This is a genomic window from Aequorivita sediminis (assembly GCF_032080575.2).
In the GTDB taxonomy this organism is placed as follows: domain Bacteria; phylum Bacteroidota; class Bacteroidia; order Flavobacteriales; family Flavobacteriaceae; genus Aequorivita; species Aequorivita sediminis.
The window spans coordinates 735435-751202 of sequence record NZ_JAVLSO020000001.1 but is presented as its reverse complement, the minus strand read 5'-3'; the positions used below and the strand labels follow the sequence as shown (position 1 = coordinate 751202).

At 35.3% G+C, this 15768-nt stretch carries 15 protein-coding genes and 1 tRNA gene; 8 read left to right on the top strand and 8 right to left on the bottom strand.

The features are described from left to right. Positions 1 to 120: 120 nt before the first annotated feature. The 6 genes from RT250_RS03410 (at position 121) to RT250_RS03385 (ending at position 3651) form a co-directional block, all read left to right on the top strand. Positions 121 to 211 (top strand) — tRNA-Ser (locus RT250_RS03410). Positions 212 to 510: 299 nt separating this feature from the next. Next, positions 511 to 1314 (top strand): MotA/TolQ/ExbB proton channel family protein, encoded by an 804-nt coding sequence (locus RT250_RS03405; protein ID WP_139856154.1) that lies wholly within the window; start codon positions 511 to 513, stop codon positions 1312 to 1314. A gap of 18 nt (positions 1315 to 1332) precedes the next feature. Continuing rightward, positions 1333 to 1758 (top strand): hypothetical protein, encoded by a 426-nt coding sequence (locus tag RT250_RS03400; RefSeq protein ID WP_313112134.1) that lies wholly within the window; start codon positions 1333 to 1335, stop codon positions 1756 to 1758. After that, complete coding sequence (locus RT250_RS03395) at positions 1758 to 2387, top strand: ExbD/TolR family protein (protein ID WP_313112131.1); 630 nt, start codon at positions 1758 to 1760, stop codon at positions 2385 to 2387. The genes RT250_RS03400 and RT250_RS03395 overlap by 1 nt, the downstream gene beginning before the upstream one ends. Positions 2388 to 2397: 10 nt before the next feature. Next, the gene (locus RT250_RS03390; RefSeq protein ID WP_139856151.1) at positions 2398 to 2868 is read left to right on the top strand and encodes an ExbD/TolR family protein; all 471 of its coding nucleotides are present in this window, start codon (positions 2398 to 2400) and stop codon (positions 2866 to 2868) included. Between the two features lie 90 nt (positions 2869 to 2958). Then, positions 2959 to 3651: a porin family protein gene (locus RT250_RS03385; RefSeq protein ID WP_313112127.1), complete on the top strand. Its 693-nt coding sequence runs from the start codon at positions 2959 to 2961 to the stop codon at positions 3649 to 3651. Here the strand turns inward: RT250_RS03385 and RT250_RS03380 are convergent. The 4 genes from RT250_RS03380 to RT250_RS03365 all read right to left on the bottom strand — a co-directional run bounded on the left by RT250_RS03380 (position 3646) and on the right by RT250_RS03365 (position 9747). Continuing rightward, complete coding sequence (locus RT250_RS03380) at positions 3646 to 4251, bottom strand: hypothetical protein (protein WP_313112125.1); 606 nt, start codon at positions 4249 to 4251, stop codon at positions 3646 to 3648. The genes RT250_RS03385 and RT250_RS03380 overlap by 6 nt on opposite strands. Continuing rightward, on the bottom strand, positions 4251 to 5702 hold the full coding sequence (gene rpoN, locus RT250_RS03375; protein WP_313112123.1) for an RNA polymerase factor sigma-54: 1452 nt from the start codon (positions 5700 to 5702) through the stop codon (positions 4251 to 4253). Before rpoN ends, RT250_RS03380 begins: the two co-directional genes overlap by 1 nt. An 89-nt stretch (positions 5703 to 5791) precedes the next feature. Then, positions 5792 to 7234 carry an asparagine--tRNA ligase gene (gene asnS, locus RT250_RS03370; protein WP_313112122.1) on the bottom strand — a complete coding sequence of 481 codons (1443 nt, stop codon included), beginning with the start codon at positions 7232 to 7234 and terminating at the stop codon, positions 5792 to 5794. A gap of 107 nt (positions 7235 to 7341) precedes the next feature. After that, positions 7342 to 9747, bottom strand: a complete 2406-nt coding sequence (locus tag RT250_RS03365) for an efflux RND transporter permease subunit (protein WP_313112120.1) — start codon at positions 9745 to 9747, stop codon at positions 7342 to 7344. A 181-nt stretch (positions 9748 to 9928) separates the two neighbouring features. Here RT250_RS03365 and RT250_RS03360 point away from each other — a divergent pair, with 181 nt between their 5' ends. Continuing rightward, positions 9929 to 10261 (top strand): hypothetical protein, encoded by a 333-nt coding sequence (locus RT250_RS03360; RefSeq protein ID WP_313112118.1) that lies wholly within the window; start codon positions 9929 to 9931, stop codon positions 10259 to 10261. 30 nt (positions 10262 to 10291) lie between these two features. On the opposite strand, the gene RT250_RS03355 is transcribed toward RT250_RS03360, so the two are convergent. From RT250_RS03355 to pyrH, 3 genes are all read right to left on the bottom strand, one after another. Next, positions 10292 to 11575 carry a DUF5686 family C-terminal domain-containing protein gene (locus RT250_RS03355; protein WP_313112116.1) on the bottom strand — a complete coding sequence of 428 codons (1284 nt, stop codon included), beginning with the start codon at positions 11573 to 11575 and terminating at the stop codon, positions 10292 to 10294. 88 nt (positions 11576 to 11663) lie between these two features. Continuing rightward, positions 11664 to 12218, bottom strand: coding sequence for a ribosome recycling factor (gene frr / locus RT250_RS03350; RefSeq protein ID WP_313112114.1), 555 nt, complete (start codon positions 12216 to 12218; stop codon positions 11664 to 11666). 142 nt (positions 12219 to 12360) lie between these two features. Next, positions 12361 to 13068: a UMP kinase gene (pyrH, locus tag RT250_RS03345; protein WP_313112113.1), complete on the bottom strand. Its 708-nt coding sequence runs from the start codon at positions 13066 to 13068 to the stop codon at positions 12361 to 12363. 181 nt (positions 13069 to 13249) lie between these two features. Between pyrH and RT250_RS03340 the strand changes: the two genes are divergently transcribed. After that, entirely contained in the window at positions 13250 to 14635 is a 1386-nt protein-coding gene (locus RT250_RS03340; protein WP_313112112.1) for a T9SS type A sorting domain-containing protein, read from the top strand. Between the two features lie 432 nt (positions 14636 to 15067). On the opposite strand, the gene RT250_RS03335 is transcribed toward RT250_RS03340, so the two are convergent. Then, complete coding sequence (locus RT250_RS03335) at positions 15068 to 15751, bottom strand: LytR/AlgR family response regulator transcription factor (protein ID WP_313112110.1); 684 nt, start codon at positions 15749 to 15751, stop codon at positions 15068 to 15070. Positions 15752 to 15768: the final 17 nt, after the last annotated feature.

Genomic DNA, 15768 nt, shown 5'->3' with positions numbered 1-15768 from the left:
TTGATATTTGGCACTCGTTAAGCCGAAGCACCTTTTTTGTAACTAATTAGAAGGATTTCGAGTCGAATATTTGAAATAAATTTTTGCTTTAGATTTGTTCTGAGCTATAAAACATTTTTTAGAGAGGTGGCCGAGTGGTCGAAGGCGCACGCCTGGAAAGTGTGTATACGCCAAAAGCGTATCGAGGGTTCGAATCCCTTCCTCTCTGCCAGTATATTTTGCATTATTAAGGTAATAAAAGAGCGTGCTCTAACAACTAAATAAAGTAGAAATAAGCGCAATAGTAGCAACGATAGACTTGTTTAAGGCAATCATCAGATTTCAATAGAGAAAAATTTATACTATATATAAGTATAAATGTTCATTAAAATTTAAAAAAGGAAGCTGATAATAACCCATTTAGGGTGGATTGGAAATTCCTTTTTAGTACATATTAATATTCTTGTAGATTAACTAAATTATTTTATATCTTTAAACCTTTAACTAAAAACAAACTTTAAGTCGATAGCAATGAAAAAATTATTTTCTATTATGGCGCTCGCCGCAATGGTATTTGTAGGCACGTTAAACGCAAACGCTTCAACAGCGCAAACATTACCAACAAGCTCACAAGCTTTGGTAGCAGCAGCAACAGTATCTTTTATTCAGGATGAAACGGCTTCTGCCGATGTTGCTGATAAAGGATTCCATCAAGAATTAAAAGAACGTTTCGTAGAGGGTGGTCCTGGATTTATGGGGGTGGTACTTCTATGTTTAATTCTAGGATTGGCAATTGCTATTGAAAGAATTATCTACCTTAACCTTTCAACAACCAACACACAAAAATTGGCTCAAGATGTTCAAGACGCACTAAATAGTGGTGGTATAGACGCTGCTAAAGAAGTGTGCAGAAATACAAAAGGTCCTGTGGCATCAATTTACTATCAAGGTCTTGATAGAGCCGACGAAGGTATTGACTTAGCTGAAAAAGCTGTAGTTGCTTACGGAGGTGTTCAAATGGGACAACTTGAGAAAAACGTATCATGGATTTCTCTATTTATCGCTATTGCACCGATGCTTGGTTTCATGGGTACTGTAATAGGTATGATTACTGCGTTTGATAAAATTCAGGCAGCTGGTGATATGAACCCTTCTCTTGTAGCTGGTGGTATTAAAGTTGCACTTTTAACAACTGTATTTGGTTTGATCGTTGCGATTATCCTTCAGATTTTTTACAACTACATTATCGCTAAAATCGATAGTATTGTAAACAGCATGGAAGATGCTTCTATCACTTTAATCGATATGTTGTTCGATTACAACTCTAAAAAATAAATTTAAACAAACCACAAGATGGCATTACATAAAATATTAAAAATTGTAGCATTGCTTTTAAGCGTTGCGGGAATTATTTTTCTTGCAATGATCATCTCAAAAGGTGATACTGCAGTCGCTGAAACTGGCGCAGGAGTAGATGGCTTCTTGTATGTGGCCTATATCACTTTCGCTTTAATCTTAGTATTTGTTCTCTTCTTCGTTCTTAAAGGAATTTTTGCCGGAGATGTAAAGAAAACATTACTATCAGTAGGAGCATTCTTACTCATTGTAGTAATCTCTTACGTTTTAGCTGAAGGCAACCCTATGGCAATGCGTGAAGGCGATATGCTTTCTGCAAGTGGCTCAAAATGGGTGGGTACAGGTTTATATACCTTTTACATCTTAGCAGTTTTAGCTATTGCAGCAATGGTATTTAGCGGAATCAAAAAACTAGCAAAATAATGGCAAGAAGAGCAACACCGGAAGTAAATGCTGGGTCGATGGCAGACATCGCTTTCCTATTGCTTATCTTTTTCTTGGTAACTACTACCATCGAGAAGGATAGTGGGATTGGAAGACAGTTGCCGCCTAAAGAGCCGCCAACGGATGAACAGGTAAAGATTAAAGAGAAGAACCTCTTTATCGTTAACGTTAACCGTGAAGATCAATTGCTAGTTGAAGAGAATCTAATGGATCTTAAAGACTTGCGTCAAGCAGCAATTGATTTCCTAGATAATGGTGGAGCACCTGCAGGAAGTCCAGAATACTGTGACTATTGTAAAGGAAGTCGTAATCCTGAATCTTCAGATAACCCTGATAAAGCAGTAATATCTGTTCAGAACGATAGGCTTACTTCTTATAAAATGTATATAGCTGTTCAAAATGAATTGGTGGCAGCATACAACTATTTAAGAGATCGGGAATCACAAAGGCTTTATGGCTGGAAGTTTACCGAAATGACCAAAGATCTAGACGAAGGAAAGATTAAAGGTGAAGTAGCAAAAGAACAGTTGCAAGAAAAATTGCAAACAATTCAAAAGCTATTCCCTCAAAAGCTGTCAGAAGCTGAACCTAAAAAATCTGGATCATAATATTACAACTATGTCAAAGTTTAGAAAGAAAAAAAGTAATGAATTACCGCCTGTAAGTACAGCGTCTTTACCGGATATTGTATTTATGCTTCTATTCTTCTTTATGGTAGTAACTGTGCTGCGTGATGATAATTTATTGGTTCAAAATAAATTACCTAAAGCAGACCAAGTTGAGAAATTAAAGAAAGATAGATCGGTGTATATTTATGCTGGAAAACCTTCGGCTCGTTACCAAGAGAGTTTTGGTACTGAAGCGAAAATTCAAATAGGCGATAAGTATACTGATATATCTAACATTAAATTCGCACTTACTGAAGCACGCCAAAAACTACGTCCTGAACTTCAGGATAAAGTAATGGTTGCTCTTAAAGTAGATGAGGAAACTAATACAGGTATGGTAACAGACATTAAGCAGGAATTGCGTGATCTTAATATGCTTAAAATTATCTATATCACTACCCCAGGTAATGAGTTAGACTAAGCATAACAACTTTTATAAATTAAAACGTCTCATGATAATGAGGCGTTTTTTTGTTTCCAAGATTCTGAAAATACGTTTATCTTTATCGATATGTATAAAGTACTCACATTCCTTTTTATTCTTATTGGATTTGCTGCCTTAGCGCAAGATACATTACCACGGCCTGCGGTAGATTCACTTTATAGAGAGGATCAATTCTACTTGGGGGTTACTTATAATGTGCCATTAAATCTTCCTTCAGGGATATCTACAAGAGGATTGACAGGTGGAATCCATTTTGGGTTTTTAAGAGATATGCCTATCAATAAACAACGCAATATTGCAATTGCCATTGGACTTGGTATCGCATTAGACCAATACGGTCAAAATTTATTTATCGGTGAAACCCTTCAAGATGAAACCATTTTTCAGGTTTTAGATAAGGATGTAGATTATTCGCGAAATCGTTTTAATACTAGTATTATTGAGGTGCCTATTGAATTTCGATGGCGAACATCTACACCAGAAAAATATGCTTTTTGGCGAGTTTATCCCGGTTTTAGAGTAGGATATGCCTTTTGGTATAAATCTACGTTTAAACAGCCTGGAAATAACGTTAACCAAACTAAGATACCCGAATTTAACCCGTTGAGATTAACGGCTACCCTGAGTGCTGGTTTTAGTAATTTCAATCTCTTTGCAGCTTACGGTCTAAATCCATTTTTCGATAATGCTAAGACTGTTGAAGGTGATCCTTTTGAATTTCGCTCTCTTAAATTGGGTATTATATTTTTTATATTATAACCAAAAGTTGAAAAGTATAAGTTGAGGCAAGGCTCCAATAAATAGTCCAAGTATTAATTCGCGATAATCGTGAGCATTAGCATTTATGCGTGAGGATGCCACCCAGCCATTTGCAAATAGAAAAAAACTGATTGAGACCAATAAGTTGACTTTAAAATGTGCGCTAATTCCTACTAGAAACATAAGGATACCGGCTACCCCCATTTGGTGCAAGCTTATTTTTACTCTAAAAAACACCATTATCAGAGCACTAAAAGTAGAAAATAGGATACCCACTATAAAATAATACAATTCCGGATCGTCGTAAATGTCAAAAACCATTTTAATGATTAGTAACAAGAGAATGCACTGAATCATCAAGGGGAACTTTCGCTCTTTTACGTTTTTTAAATATATAGTTTCAACTGCTCCTAGGTTTTTCAATAAGAAAAATACTACTAAGGGAATCAAAACAGTAATAATGGTTAAAGCTAAAAGCTCGGCTCGAACAATTTCTGCATCTACATACCTAGGGGTGACGTTGTAATACAATATAACCCCCAATAACGGCATTAAAAGAGGGTGGAAGATATACGAGGCGCTTTTAAGAAATAAATTCATCAGATTTCTTTTCGAAGTCTAGCTACTGGCAGGTCCAGTTGCTCGCGATATTTAGCAATAGTACGACGTGCAATTGGATAGCCTTTTTCCAATAAAATTTTGGCAAGCTTGTCGTCTGTAAGTGGTTTGCGCTTATCTTCTTCGGAAATAGTTATTTCAAGTATTTTTTTAATCTCTCTTGTAGAAACATCTTCACCTTGATCATTCTTCATCGATTCGCTAAAAAATTCCTTAATCAACTTCGTTCCGTAAGGAGTGTCAACATACTTGCTATTAGCAACTCGCGACACAGTAGATACGTCCATATTAATTTTATCGGCAATATCTTTTAAGATCATCGGCTTTAGTTTTCGTTCGTCGCCGCTTAAAAAATACTCTTCTTGATGATGCATAATTGTATTCATAGTGATGTAAAGAGTTTGCTGACGTTGTTTAATAGCGTCAATAAACCATTTTGCGGCATCTAGCTTTTGCTTAATGAACATGACAGCATCTTTCTGTGCCTTCGATTTTTCTGTAGACTCCTTGTAGCCCTTGAGCATATTTTTATAATCGTGACTAACGTGAAGCTCGGGTGCGTTTCTGCCGTTTAAGGTTAAATCTAATTCTCCATCCACAATTCTTATAGTAAAATCGGGAACTACGTGTTCAACTATTCGATTGTTACCAGAATAAGTTCCTCCTGGTTTTGGGTTTAACGCCTCAATTTCGTGAATTGCTTCACGGAGTTGGTCTTCAGTAATATTTAATTTCTGAATTAATTTCTTATAATGCTTTTTACTGAATTGATCGAATGAGTCGTCAATAATATCAATTGCCAAGGCAATAGGAGGGGTTTGCTCTTTTCGCTCTAACTGAATCAACAAGCACTCCTGTAAGTCACGAGCGGCAACTCCTGCTGGATCTAATTCTTGAACTACTTTTAGTACTTTTTCTACTTTATCTTCGGTAGTATATATATTCTGAGTAAAAGCAAGGTCGTCTACAATGTCCTGTAATTCACGACGGATGTAACCACTCTCATCAACGCTACCTACTAAGAAAATTGCTATTTGCTTTTCTTCTTCATTCAATCTGTAGGTGTTTAACTGCGTCATTAGGTGCTGCGTAAATGAGGTTCCTGCCGCATAAGGCATTTGTTTCTCCTCATCGTCTGCGCTATAATTGTTTGCAGAAAGCTTATAGCTTGGTACTTCGTCATCACTAAGATAATCGTCAACATTTATATCTGTTTCGATTACTTCGTTACCTTCATCGTATTCGTCGTTGCTGAATTCGTCATCAAACTCATCGCTTTCCTCTTTGCCACCTTCAAGAGCTGGGTTTTCTTCCAATTCCTGTGCAATTCGTTGTTCGAATGCTTGCGTAGGTAATTGAATCATCTTCATCAACTGTATTTGTTGAGGAGATAATTTTTGGGATAGTTTAAAATTTAATTGTTGCTTTAACATGGTTATAAATACTACATCATAAAGTTAAAAAAAACTAGCTACTAAAATAATTAAGTAGCTAGTTTTAATACAATCTTATGTTATTATCATTAGAATTCTGCGTTACCAGGAGTTCGTGGGTAAGGAATTACATCGCGTATGTTTCCCATTCCTGTTGTAAACTGCACCAAACGTTCAAATCCAAGCCCGAAACCACTGTGAACAGCAGTTCCAAATTTACGTAGATCTAAGTACCAAAACAGTTCTTTTTCGTCTATGTCCATTGCGGCCATTTTTTCTTTCAGAACGTCATAGCGTTCTTCTCGCTGAGACCCGCCGACAATCTCTCCAATTCCTGGGAAAAGTACATCCATCGCGCGAACCGTTTTTCCATCGTCGTTCAAACGCATATAGAAAGCTTTAATTTTTGCAGGATAATCAAAAAGAATTACTGGGCATTTAAAGTGTTTTTCAACTAAGAAACGCTCGTGCTCACTCTGTAAATCTGCACCCCACTCTTCAATTTGATATTTGAATTTCTTTTTCTTGTTTGGTTTAGAGTTTTTGAGAATATCTATCGCTTCGGTATAACTTACACGTTTAAAATTGTTGTCTAAAATAAAGTGAAGTTTTTCGCGAAGTTTCATTTCGCTGCGTTCGTTTTGCGGTTTGCTCTTTTCCTCTTCTAGCAATCTATTTTCTAAAAATTCAAGATCGTCAGCACAATTATCTAAGGCGTATTTTACTACATATTTAATAAAATCTTCAGCTAAATCCATGTTCGCATCCAAATCGTTGAATGCAACCTCTGGCTCTATCATCCAAAACTCGGCTAAGTGGCGGCTAGTATTTGAATTTTCTGCACGGAATGTCGGTCCAAAAGTATAAACTTTACCTAGTGCCATGGCGTAAGTTTCAGCTTCTAACTGGCCACTAACAGTAAGGTTTGTTTCTTTTTCGAAGAAATCCTGCTTATAATCTATATTTCCATTTTCATCAAGCGGTGGGTTTTTAGGGTCTAAAGCCGATACGCGGAACATCTCACCTGCACCTTCAGCATCACTACCTGTAATAATAGGTGAGTGCATATAGTTAAATCCGTTTTTCTGAAAATATTCGTGCACTGCAAATGCAAGTTTTGAACGTGTACGCATTACAGCACCGAAAGTATTGGTTCTAATACGTAAATGTGCTTGCTCGCGTAAAGTTTCTAATGAATGTCTTTTTGGTGAAAGAATGGTAAGTTTTACATCTTCAGGTTTTGCTTCACCTAAAACAGTAAGTTTTGATACTTGAACTTCTACTTTCTGGCCTTTCCCTTGACTTTCTACAAGTGTTCCAACAACTTTAATTGCTGCACCAACAGTCACCTTTTTTAGTACTTCATCTTCAAAATTTTCAAAATCCACTACACATTGTAGCGTATTGATTGTCGATCCGTCATTTAGCGCTATAAATCTGTTACTTCTAAATGAGCGAACCCAACCTTTTACGGTTACCTCTATGTGGGTTTTTTCGCTATTCAGCAATTCATCAATAGTTTTGTATCGCATGGTCATATTTTAAGTGGAACAAAGATACTTTTAAATAAAATTCCATAAAAGTAAAAGCACCAAATTCCAAAATTGATAAGGTTTTGTTTAATGTGTAATTGAGTTTGCTATTTTAATTTTACATCACTTTCTTCCTCCTCTCCATCAGGTAAAATTTCAATAGCAGGCTTTTTCATTGTTTGCTTATTTGCAATGCTCTTTTCAAGTGAAAGCAATAGCGTAGGTAGTAATAATAAGTTGGATAACATAGCAAAAAGAAGCGTAATTGAAACTAATGCTCCTAATGCCACTGTGCCTCCAAAACTAGATATTGTAAACACTGAGAACCCAAAAAACAGTACTATAGATGTGTAAAACATACTTACAGTAGTTTCGCGAAGTGCGCCATATACCGATTTCTTGATTTTCCAATTATTTGCAATTAGCTCTTGCCTATACTTTGCTAAGAAGTGAATAGTGTCGTCTACCGAAATTCCGAAGGCAATACTAAACACCAATATAGTAGATGGTTTTATAGGAACTCCAACAAACCCCATGACACCTGCGGTAATAATTAGCGGGAGTAGGTTAGGGATTAACGAAACAATAATCATTTTAAAGCTTCGGAACATCCAGGCCATAAATAATGCAATTAAGAAAATTGCCAGTGAAAGGGAAAGGATCAGGTTGTTTACCAAAAAGTGAGTTCCCTTTTGAAATACCAACGCTTTTCCAGTAACGGTAACGTTATATCTTTCTTCAGGGAAAATTTTAGCAATTTCAGTATTTAAATCTTCTTCTATACGGTCGAATCTATCGGGTTCCGTATCTTTCATAAAGGTAGTGATACGTGCAAACTGCCCTGTGCTATCTACATAGCTGCTAAGCATGTTTGTATCGGTATTACTGCTTTTTGCGTGCGAAAGAATAAAGCTTCTCTCCTGACTATTAGGAAGTTGATAGTAGTCAGGATTTCCGTTGTAGTAGGCTTGCTTTGAGTATTTCACTAGTTCTACTACCGAAATTGGTTTAGCAAATTCTGGAATCTCCTTTATGTGTTCTTGCAACCTGTCAATTCGTTTTAAGGTAGCAAGGTTCATTACCCCCTTCTTCTTTTTGGTGTCTACCATTATTTCTAATGGCATAATACCTTCGTATTCTTTTTCGAAGAAGCGGATATCGTCAAAGAAGCCAGTGTTTTTAGGCATATCTTCAATTAAACTACCAGAAATCTTGATGTTATAAATTCCAATAATACTTGCGCAAAGAAGTAGCAGTGCCGTAATGGAAATGGTAATGCGTTGTTCTTTTACCATGCGCTCAATCCAATTCACAAAACTGTTTATCCACGTTTTGTTCAAGTGTTTTAGGTGCTTGTATTTAGGCACCGCCATATAACTGTAAATAATTGGAATAATGAATAAACTCAATAAAAAAATTGCCACTATATTGATAGAAGCTACAATACCAAATTCTCTAAGCAATTCACTATTTACCAAAATAAAAGTAGCGAAACCTGAAGCAGTTGTAAGGTTTGTCATTAAAGTTGCATTCCCCACCTTAGCAATAACGCGTTGTAACGATTTTGCTTGATTACCGTGAAGTTTTATTTCCTGCTGATATTTATTGATTAGGAAAATACAGTTTGGAATTCCAATTACGATAATTAATGGAGGTATTAGCGCTGTAAGAACGGTAATTTCATACTGCAGTAACCCTAAAAATCCAAAGGCCCACATTACCCCAATAATTACAGTAAACATTGAAATAAACGTAGCGCGCCAAGATCGGAAAAAGAAGAAGAAAATCAGGGAAGTTATAAATAGGGCGGCTCCAATAAATAGCCCGATTTCGTCAATAATACTTTGTGAGTTGAGGGTACGAATGTAGGGCATACCAGAAGTATAAACCTTTACACCAGTATCTTCTTCAAACTTTTTAATAAGTGGAATTAAATCGTCAACCACAAAATCTTTTCTCGCTGCGGTATTTACGATGTCCTTTTTCATATAGATAGCCGAGCGGATAGACTGTTTGTCAGGGCTATAAATTAAACCGTCATAAAAAGGAAGCTTGTTGAACAGCTCGTCTTCGTACCCTGTTAAACTTTCATTGGTAAAGATTGAGTCTTTTATAAAGGGTACGAGTTCAAAACCTGTGGTGTCGGTTCTCTTTTGAAGTTTTTGAAGGTTACCTACTGAAAGTGTAAGTTCTACCTCATTAAACTTCCCGATGTCCTCAGAAAGTTTATTCCATGCTTTAAATTTTTCAGGTGTGAAAATAGACGAATCTTTTACGCCCATTACGATAAGGTTTCCTTCTTCGCCAAAATGCGAAAGGAATTCATTGTACTCAAGATTTATTGGGTGGTCATCTGGTAGTAAATTGGCTTCGGTGTAGGTAAAGCGCATGTTTTTCCACTGAAGCGCAAGAAGTACTGTAATTGCAGCAATTACAATTAAAATCCAAGTGCGGTTGCGCAGTATAAAACGGGCTACCCAACTCCAAAATCCGATGCTAAAAAGTTTGTTCAAAGCAATTTTTTAAAGATTTCGCAAAGGTAAGGATTCCCTATAAGTAGGCGATTGATTTTTAAGGGTATTTTGGAGTAATAAAATGCGTTAGAAGAATTGTTTTAGAATTTGTCTAAATTTAAGGTTTTAAGGGAATATAGTAGTAGACTATATGTATTTTTCTAATAACCATTGATTTAAAATGCAAAAAGAAGTTTTAATATTTGACAAGAGCGGGTTTCCATCGATTAAAATATTTGATAAGCATTTTGAAATCAAGGCGATTGACAATTGGACATACAGATCTTTTAAGTATTCTGAAATAAAAGAGATTTTTCACTATGACCCAAATAAAATATGGTGGAGAAAACTATACATGCAACTGTCTTATACAGCTCGAATGTTTTCTAATAACGAACCCAAAATATTAAAAGTGTTATTGAAGAATGGTGGAGAATGGACTTATAAAACCTCTTCTACTTACGACCCTCAATTTAGGAAAGCTCTCCACGTGATAGGTAGAAAACTATGTTAAAGATCTGTTTTCAGCTAGCGATATTTATAACTAAACTTTCAAATTGAAAGTAAATTTAAAAGACACGTTATCTTCAAAATTTGGCAAGCTATAATAGCCATATCTATAGGCAAAGCTAAGTCCGAATCCAAGTACAATTTTATTTAGTTCTAATCCTGCTTCGTTATACGGATGGTCTAAAGTATTAAAAGGAATACCGAAATGACGGTCTGTATCCTTCATATCTCCAATAGCATGGCGAGAGATTAACACTAGTTCTGGATTCCATTTTTCAGCTAATCTAAACCTCCTAAAGGTATGCTTCATTTGAAGCATTGCTAATTTATCGGAGTAAAACTCACCAAAATACATTGTTTCAAAACTCTGTACACCTGCTACAGAAAAACGCTTCATAAGTGTTTCTTTAATAGGTTGATTTGGAAAAGCGTGAAATAAATGGGTTAAAGGCAAATCTCCCGTTGCAATTTCACTTTGTAGTATAAAACTGGTGGAAGAGAGGTTTTTTCGTTTTATTTCGTAATCGAGCTTAAGTCCAAATTTGGCATAATTAAAATCACTGCCAGCCACATCTTTAAATCCTTTTGTAATCTGTGTGCTTATCTTAGGAAGTTTATCGGTTGGCACTCTATTTCCGTCGTCGTTTACTATAGTATCGGTCTTTAATTTAATTCGGAAAGATAGAATTGCTTCTGCCAATTTATATTGGTTATATGTCTTCCCTTCATCTATAAAATGGTAGTCTTCAAAATTATTAACGTCTGAGTGTGCTACGCGGAATTCGGTCAAAATACTTGGAGAGATTTCACTTTGTATATTGGCTTGCCATTCTTTATAGTCGTAGAACTCAATTACATTTAAAAGTCTTGGTTCAAATAGTGAGTAGAACCTTGCATCGGTTAAGAAATCATAAGTACCGATTTCTTTAATGTCATCGGTATAGTAAAGGCTTATCCAGGTTTTTTTCTCTTTGTTTACTCTAGCACTTCCACCAAGGCTATATTTAAACTGCTTGTCTTTAAATCCATAAGCAACATAACCACCAAATCTATACTTTTCAAAAAGCTTGTCGTTGGTAAGTCCTCCTACACCTAGGCGTAATCCTTCGTGATTATTGTACTTTACGAGTGTTTTTAAATCGATATCAAAAAAACCAATAGGAAAATATCCAGTAGTAAGCGGATAACCTTTTTCTTTAGAAAATTCTAAAAGAGTTTTCTTTATTCCCGTAATAGAATCGTTAGTATTTTCATTATTTATTTGCGCAATTGCAGTGGCTCCTATTACAAAGGAGAATAAAAATAAAATCTTACGCATATGTGTAATAAACTGTTGATTAGTGTCGTAAAAATAAAAAAAAGCGGCACAGGTGCCGCTTTATTGTATATAGTTTAACGAAAGGAAATTAAACTGTCATGATTTCTTTTTCCTTTTTCGCTAGAATTTCATCGATTTTTTTGATGTGAGTATCTGTCATTTCTTGAATATCTTCTTCCAAACTCTTTTTAAGATCCTCAGAGATATCTAAGTTTTTTAAATCGTTGTTAGCATTTTTTCTGTCGTTACGCACGCCGATTTTAGCTTCTTCGGCAACTGCTTTTGCTTGCTTTGCTAGGTCTCGTCTGCGTTCTTCAGTTAATGGTGGTACATTTATAATAACACTCTCCCCGTTGTTCATTGGGTTAAAGCCTAAATTTGCTAAATGAATACCACGTTCAATTTCTGGAATTAAGCCTTTTTCCCAGGGTTGAATAGAAATTGTCATTCCATCTGGGGTGCTAACATTTGCAACTTGGCTTAATGGAGTAGGACTACCGTAGTAATCTACCATTACACTTCCCACCATAGAAGGAGAAGCTTTTCCAGCGCGTATGTTAACGAGTTGTTTTTCAAGATGCTTTAGCGCATTCGCCATTGCTTCCTTAGTACCATCAATTATAAAGTCTATTTCGTCTTCCATATCTCGACTTGGTTCGATACACGAACGTATTTTTTATTTATAGTTTCTGTTTTTGAAAATTGAATAGTTCAAAATTAAGAATTTTAAACTCAATACTCAATATTATTTTATAACCCAAAAAATGCTTAAAGTGGTGTTTGCGTTATAAATTTACTTTTGTTCCAATATTTTCACCAGAAATTACTTTCAATAAGTTGCCTTTGGTATTCATATCGAAAACAATAATTGGCAATTCGTTTTCTTGACTTAAGGTAAATGCAGTAGTGTCCATTACTTTTAATCCTTTTTGAAGCACGTCTTCAAAACTGATAAATTCAAATTTCTCTGCCAGTTTATCTTTTTCTGGATCGCTAGTATATATACCATCTACGCGAGTTCCTTTTAAGATTACGTCAGCTTGAATTTCTATTGCTCTTAAAACAGCAGCCGAATCGGTAGTGAAATACGGATTTCCAGTACCTCCTCCAAAGATTACAACACGACCTTTTTCCAAATGTCTAATTGCTTTACGACGAATAAAAGGCTCTGCAACCTCATTGATGTTAATAGCACTTTGTAATCGGGTTGGGATATCTTCATTTTCAAGTGCACTCTGTAAGGCTAAGCCGTTAATTACGGTGGCTAACATTCCCATATGATCACCTTGAACTCGATCCATTCCGCTGCTAGCGCCTGCCAAGCCTCTAAAGATGTTTCCGCCGCCAATAACTATAGCTACTTGTACGCCTCTATCGGTTATTTGTTTAATTTCTTGAGCGTATTCTTTAAGACGAACTGGGTCTATCCCGTATTGTTGTTCGCCCATCAAGGCTTCCCCTGAAAGTTTTAATAATATTCTCTTGTAGTCCATAGTGTGGGTTTACTGCGGCAAAAATAAAGAAAAATATTGATGCACGATAACTAATTATTAAAAGTAGTTTTTGAAAAAAAATATAATCCCTTTTACAAGTTAACTGCTTTTAAATGATGACTTCCTGGTTTTTTTTCGATAGGTAGGTAAACTAGTATACTAATCTTAAAAATATCGCATTATGAAAACATCAGTATTTTATTTTCTATTGAGCGTGTCGTCTATTGTATTTGCTCAAAACACCACCCCGTCTCAGGCTTATTTTAATCCCATTACTATTTCAGAAATAGAGTGTATTCCCGATAGTCATAGACAAAATATTTTGCAGGAAATTGAGGCTAATAAACAAGCAATTCTTGCAGTTAATCCAGAATTATTTCAGAATAGAACTACTACTCATCCGCTTTTTGAACTTCCATTTAAGGCAAAGTCAGGATTTAGTGATTATGGGTACTATTCATTATTCAATCAGGTAGATCACAATATTGCCCCTGGAGGTCAATTATTAGATTATAACTGCGGAGAAAGAACTTACGATTGGGCAACCGGAAATCACGCCGGAACAGACTATGTAGTGTGGCCATATCCATGGAAAAAAATGGAGGAAGATGTTATGGAAATAGTAGCCGCTGCACCTGGAATTATCATTCAGAAGAAGGATGGATATTTTGATAAGAACTGTGTAAACAATGGGAATCCAAATTGGAACGGCGTTATTTTAGAACACGCTGATGGATCGCAGTCTTGGTATTGGCATTTTAAAGATGGAAGTACAACAACTAAGAATGTGGGTGATGCCGTGGCAAGTGGTGAATATTTAGGATTGGCCGGAAGCTCGGGAAGCAGCACAATTCCACATTTGCATTTTGAAGTTCACGATGCTGCAGGAGAGCTTATAGACCCATACGCTGGACCATGTAATGACTTAAATTCTGATAGTTGGTGGATTGAGCAGCCTGCTTATATGGTTCCCGAGATACTTACGCTTTCTACTCATTATTCGGAAATAGTAGATGATGAATGTGGAGAAATTGAAGATACGTATGAAGAACTCGATTTCTTACCCGGTGAAACGATTTATTTTAAGCTATTCTATCGAGATATTCAAACCGGAGATGTAACAAATATTCAAGTAAAAAAACCTAACGGAAATATACTATGGGATTACGAATTTGTCTCGGACTGGCCTAATTATTTTGCGGCTTACACCTATTGGATTTGGCCTACGGATAGTACTTGGGAAGATGGCGTTTATACTGTGACAGTTACTTTTGGAGGAAATACATATGAAACTATTTTTGGAATAAACACCAATCTTTCTGTGAATGAACCTAAAGTGAACGAAATTGTCATATTTCCTAATCCTACAGCAGATTATATTAACCTTGAAAGTGTAGAGATAATTAATAGTATCTCTGTTTACGATTTAGCAGGAAGAGAAATTTCTAACTATTTTCCAAAGTCAGTTACTGCCACCTTAGATTTTTCAGGATATAGCACAGGAATTTATTTGGTAAAAATCGACTCATTTAATAAAACGGAAACTTTTAAAGTAAGTAAGTTGTAGTATTGATATATTCCTTAAAATTCATACAAAATAGAAAAAGTCGCTCCTCCTCAAAAGCGACTTTTCTTTAATACCGAAATATGAAAACACGGTTAGTTAGTTTTCTAATTATAAATTAATTATCCCCACAATTACTTTTAATTTACTTCAGTATTATTTTTTATAAAAATAGCCACGCCCCACCGTGGCTATCTTCAATATCAATTGAATAACTCAATTGAAGCTATGATTTAAAATACCATTAACTAAACCAATATATTTATGATTTTAACCATAGCTAAATATTATTCCTTTTTAGTTTAATTCATTACACGCAACAAATTCTTTATTTAAAAGTGCGTTTAAGAATAATTACAAATCGAATATAAACGGTAAAAAACAATTAATTTAGATTCTTTAGTGAGTGGGGTGTAATTTTTAGTGAATGTAAATTCAACTTTGAATTAGTTGTTTTAGCTCAGATTTTCGAGAGTTGCTGATAGGAATTTCTATGTTGTTTATTATTACAACATTTTTACACAAGGCATCAACTTTTAATAAATTGATTATATAGGAACGATGTGTTTTAATAAATTTTTCTTGGTTGAGTTGAGAGGATAAATACTTGAGCGTTTTAGGGACTAAATACTTACGTGAAGTAGTTATAACATAGCAGTAATTGTCATATGCTTTTAGGTAGAGAATTTGTGATTGTTTTATTTTATAAAGTTCATTATTTGCTGAAAAAGAAAGAAATTCTTCATCATATATGTAATTATTCCAAGCAATTTCAATATTACTTCGCAATCCATTTTCAGTAAATGGTTTTACAATATAACCCAATGGGCGCGTTTGCTTAACTCTTTTAATGGTATGCGGATCTGTTTGTGACGTTAAGTACAAATACGGTTTATTAAGCATGTCTAGGTTTTCTGCTAAATCAACACCGTCTTTTTCCCCATCAAGCTGAATATCTACTAAAACAAGATCTGGTTTATTACTTTTAATTTCAGTTAGTGCTTCTTCAACATTGTCGGCTTGCCCGCATACGCTATATCCATTTTTTTGCAAAATTGACTCTAAGGTTATGGCGATTATTGGATCGTCTTCAACTATGTATATATTTAATTTTCTCAAAATATTCAGCTTATTTT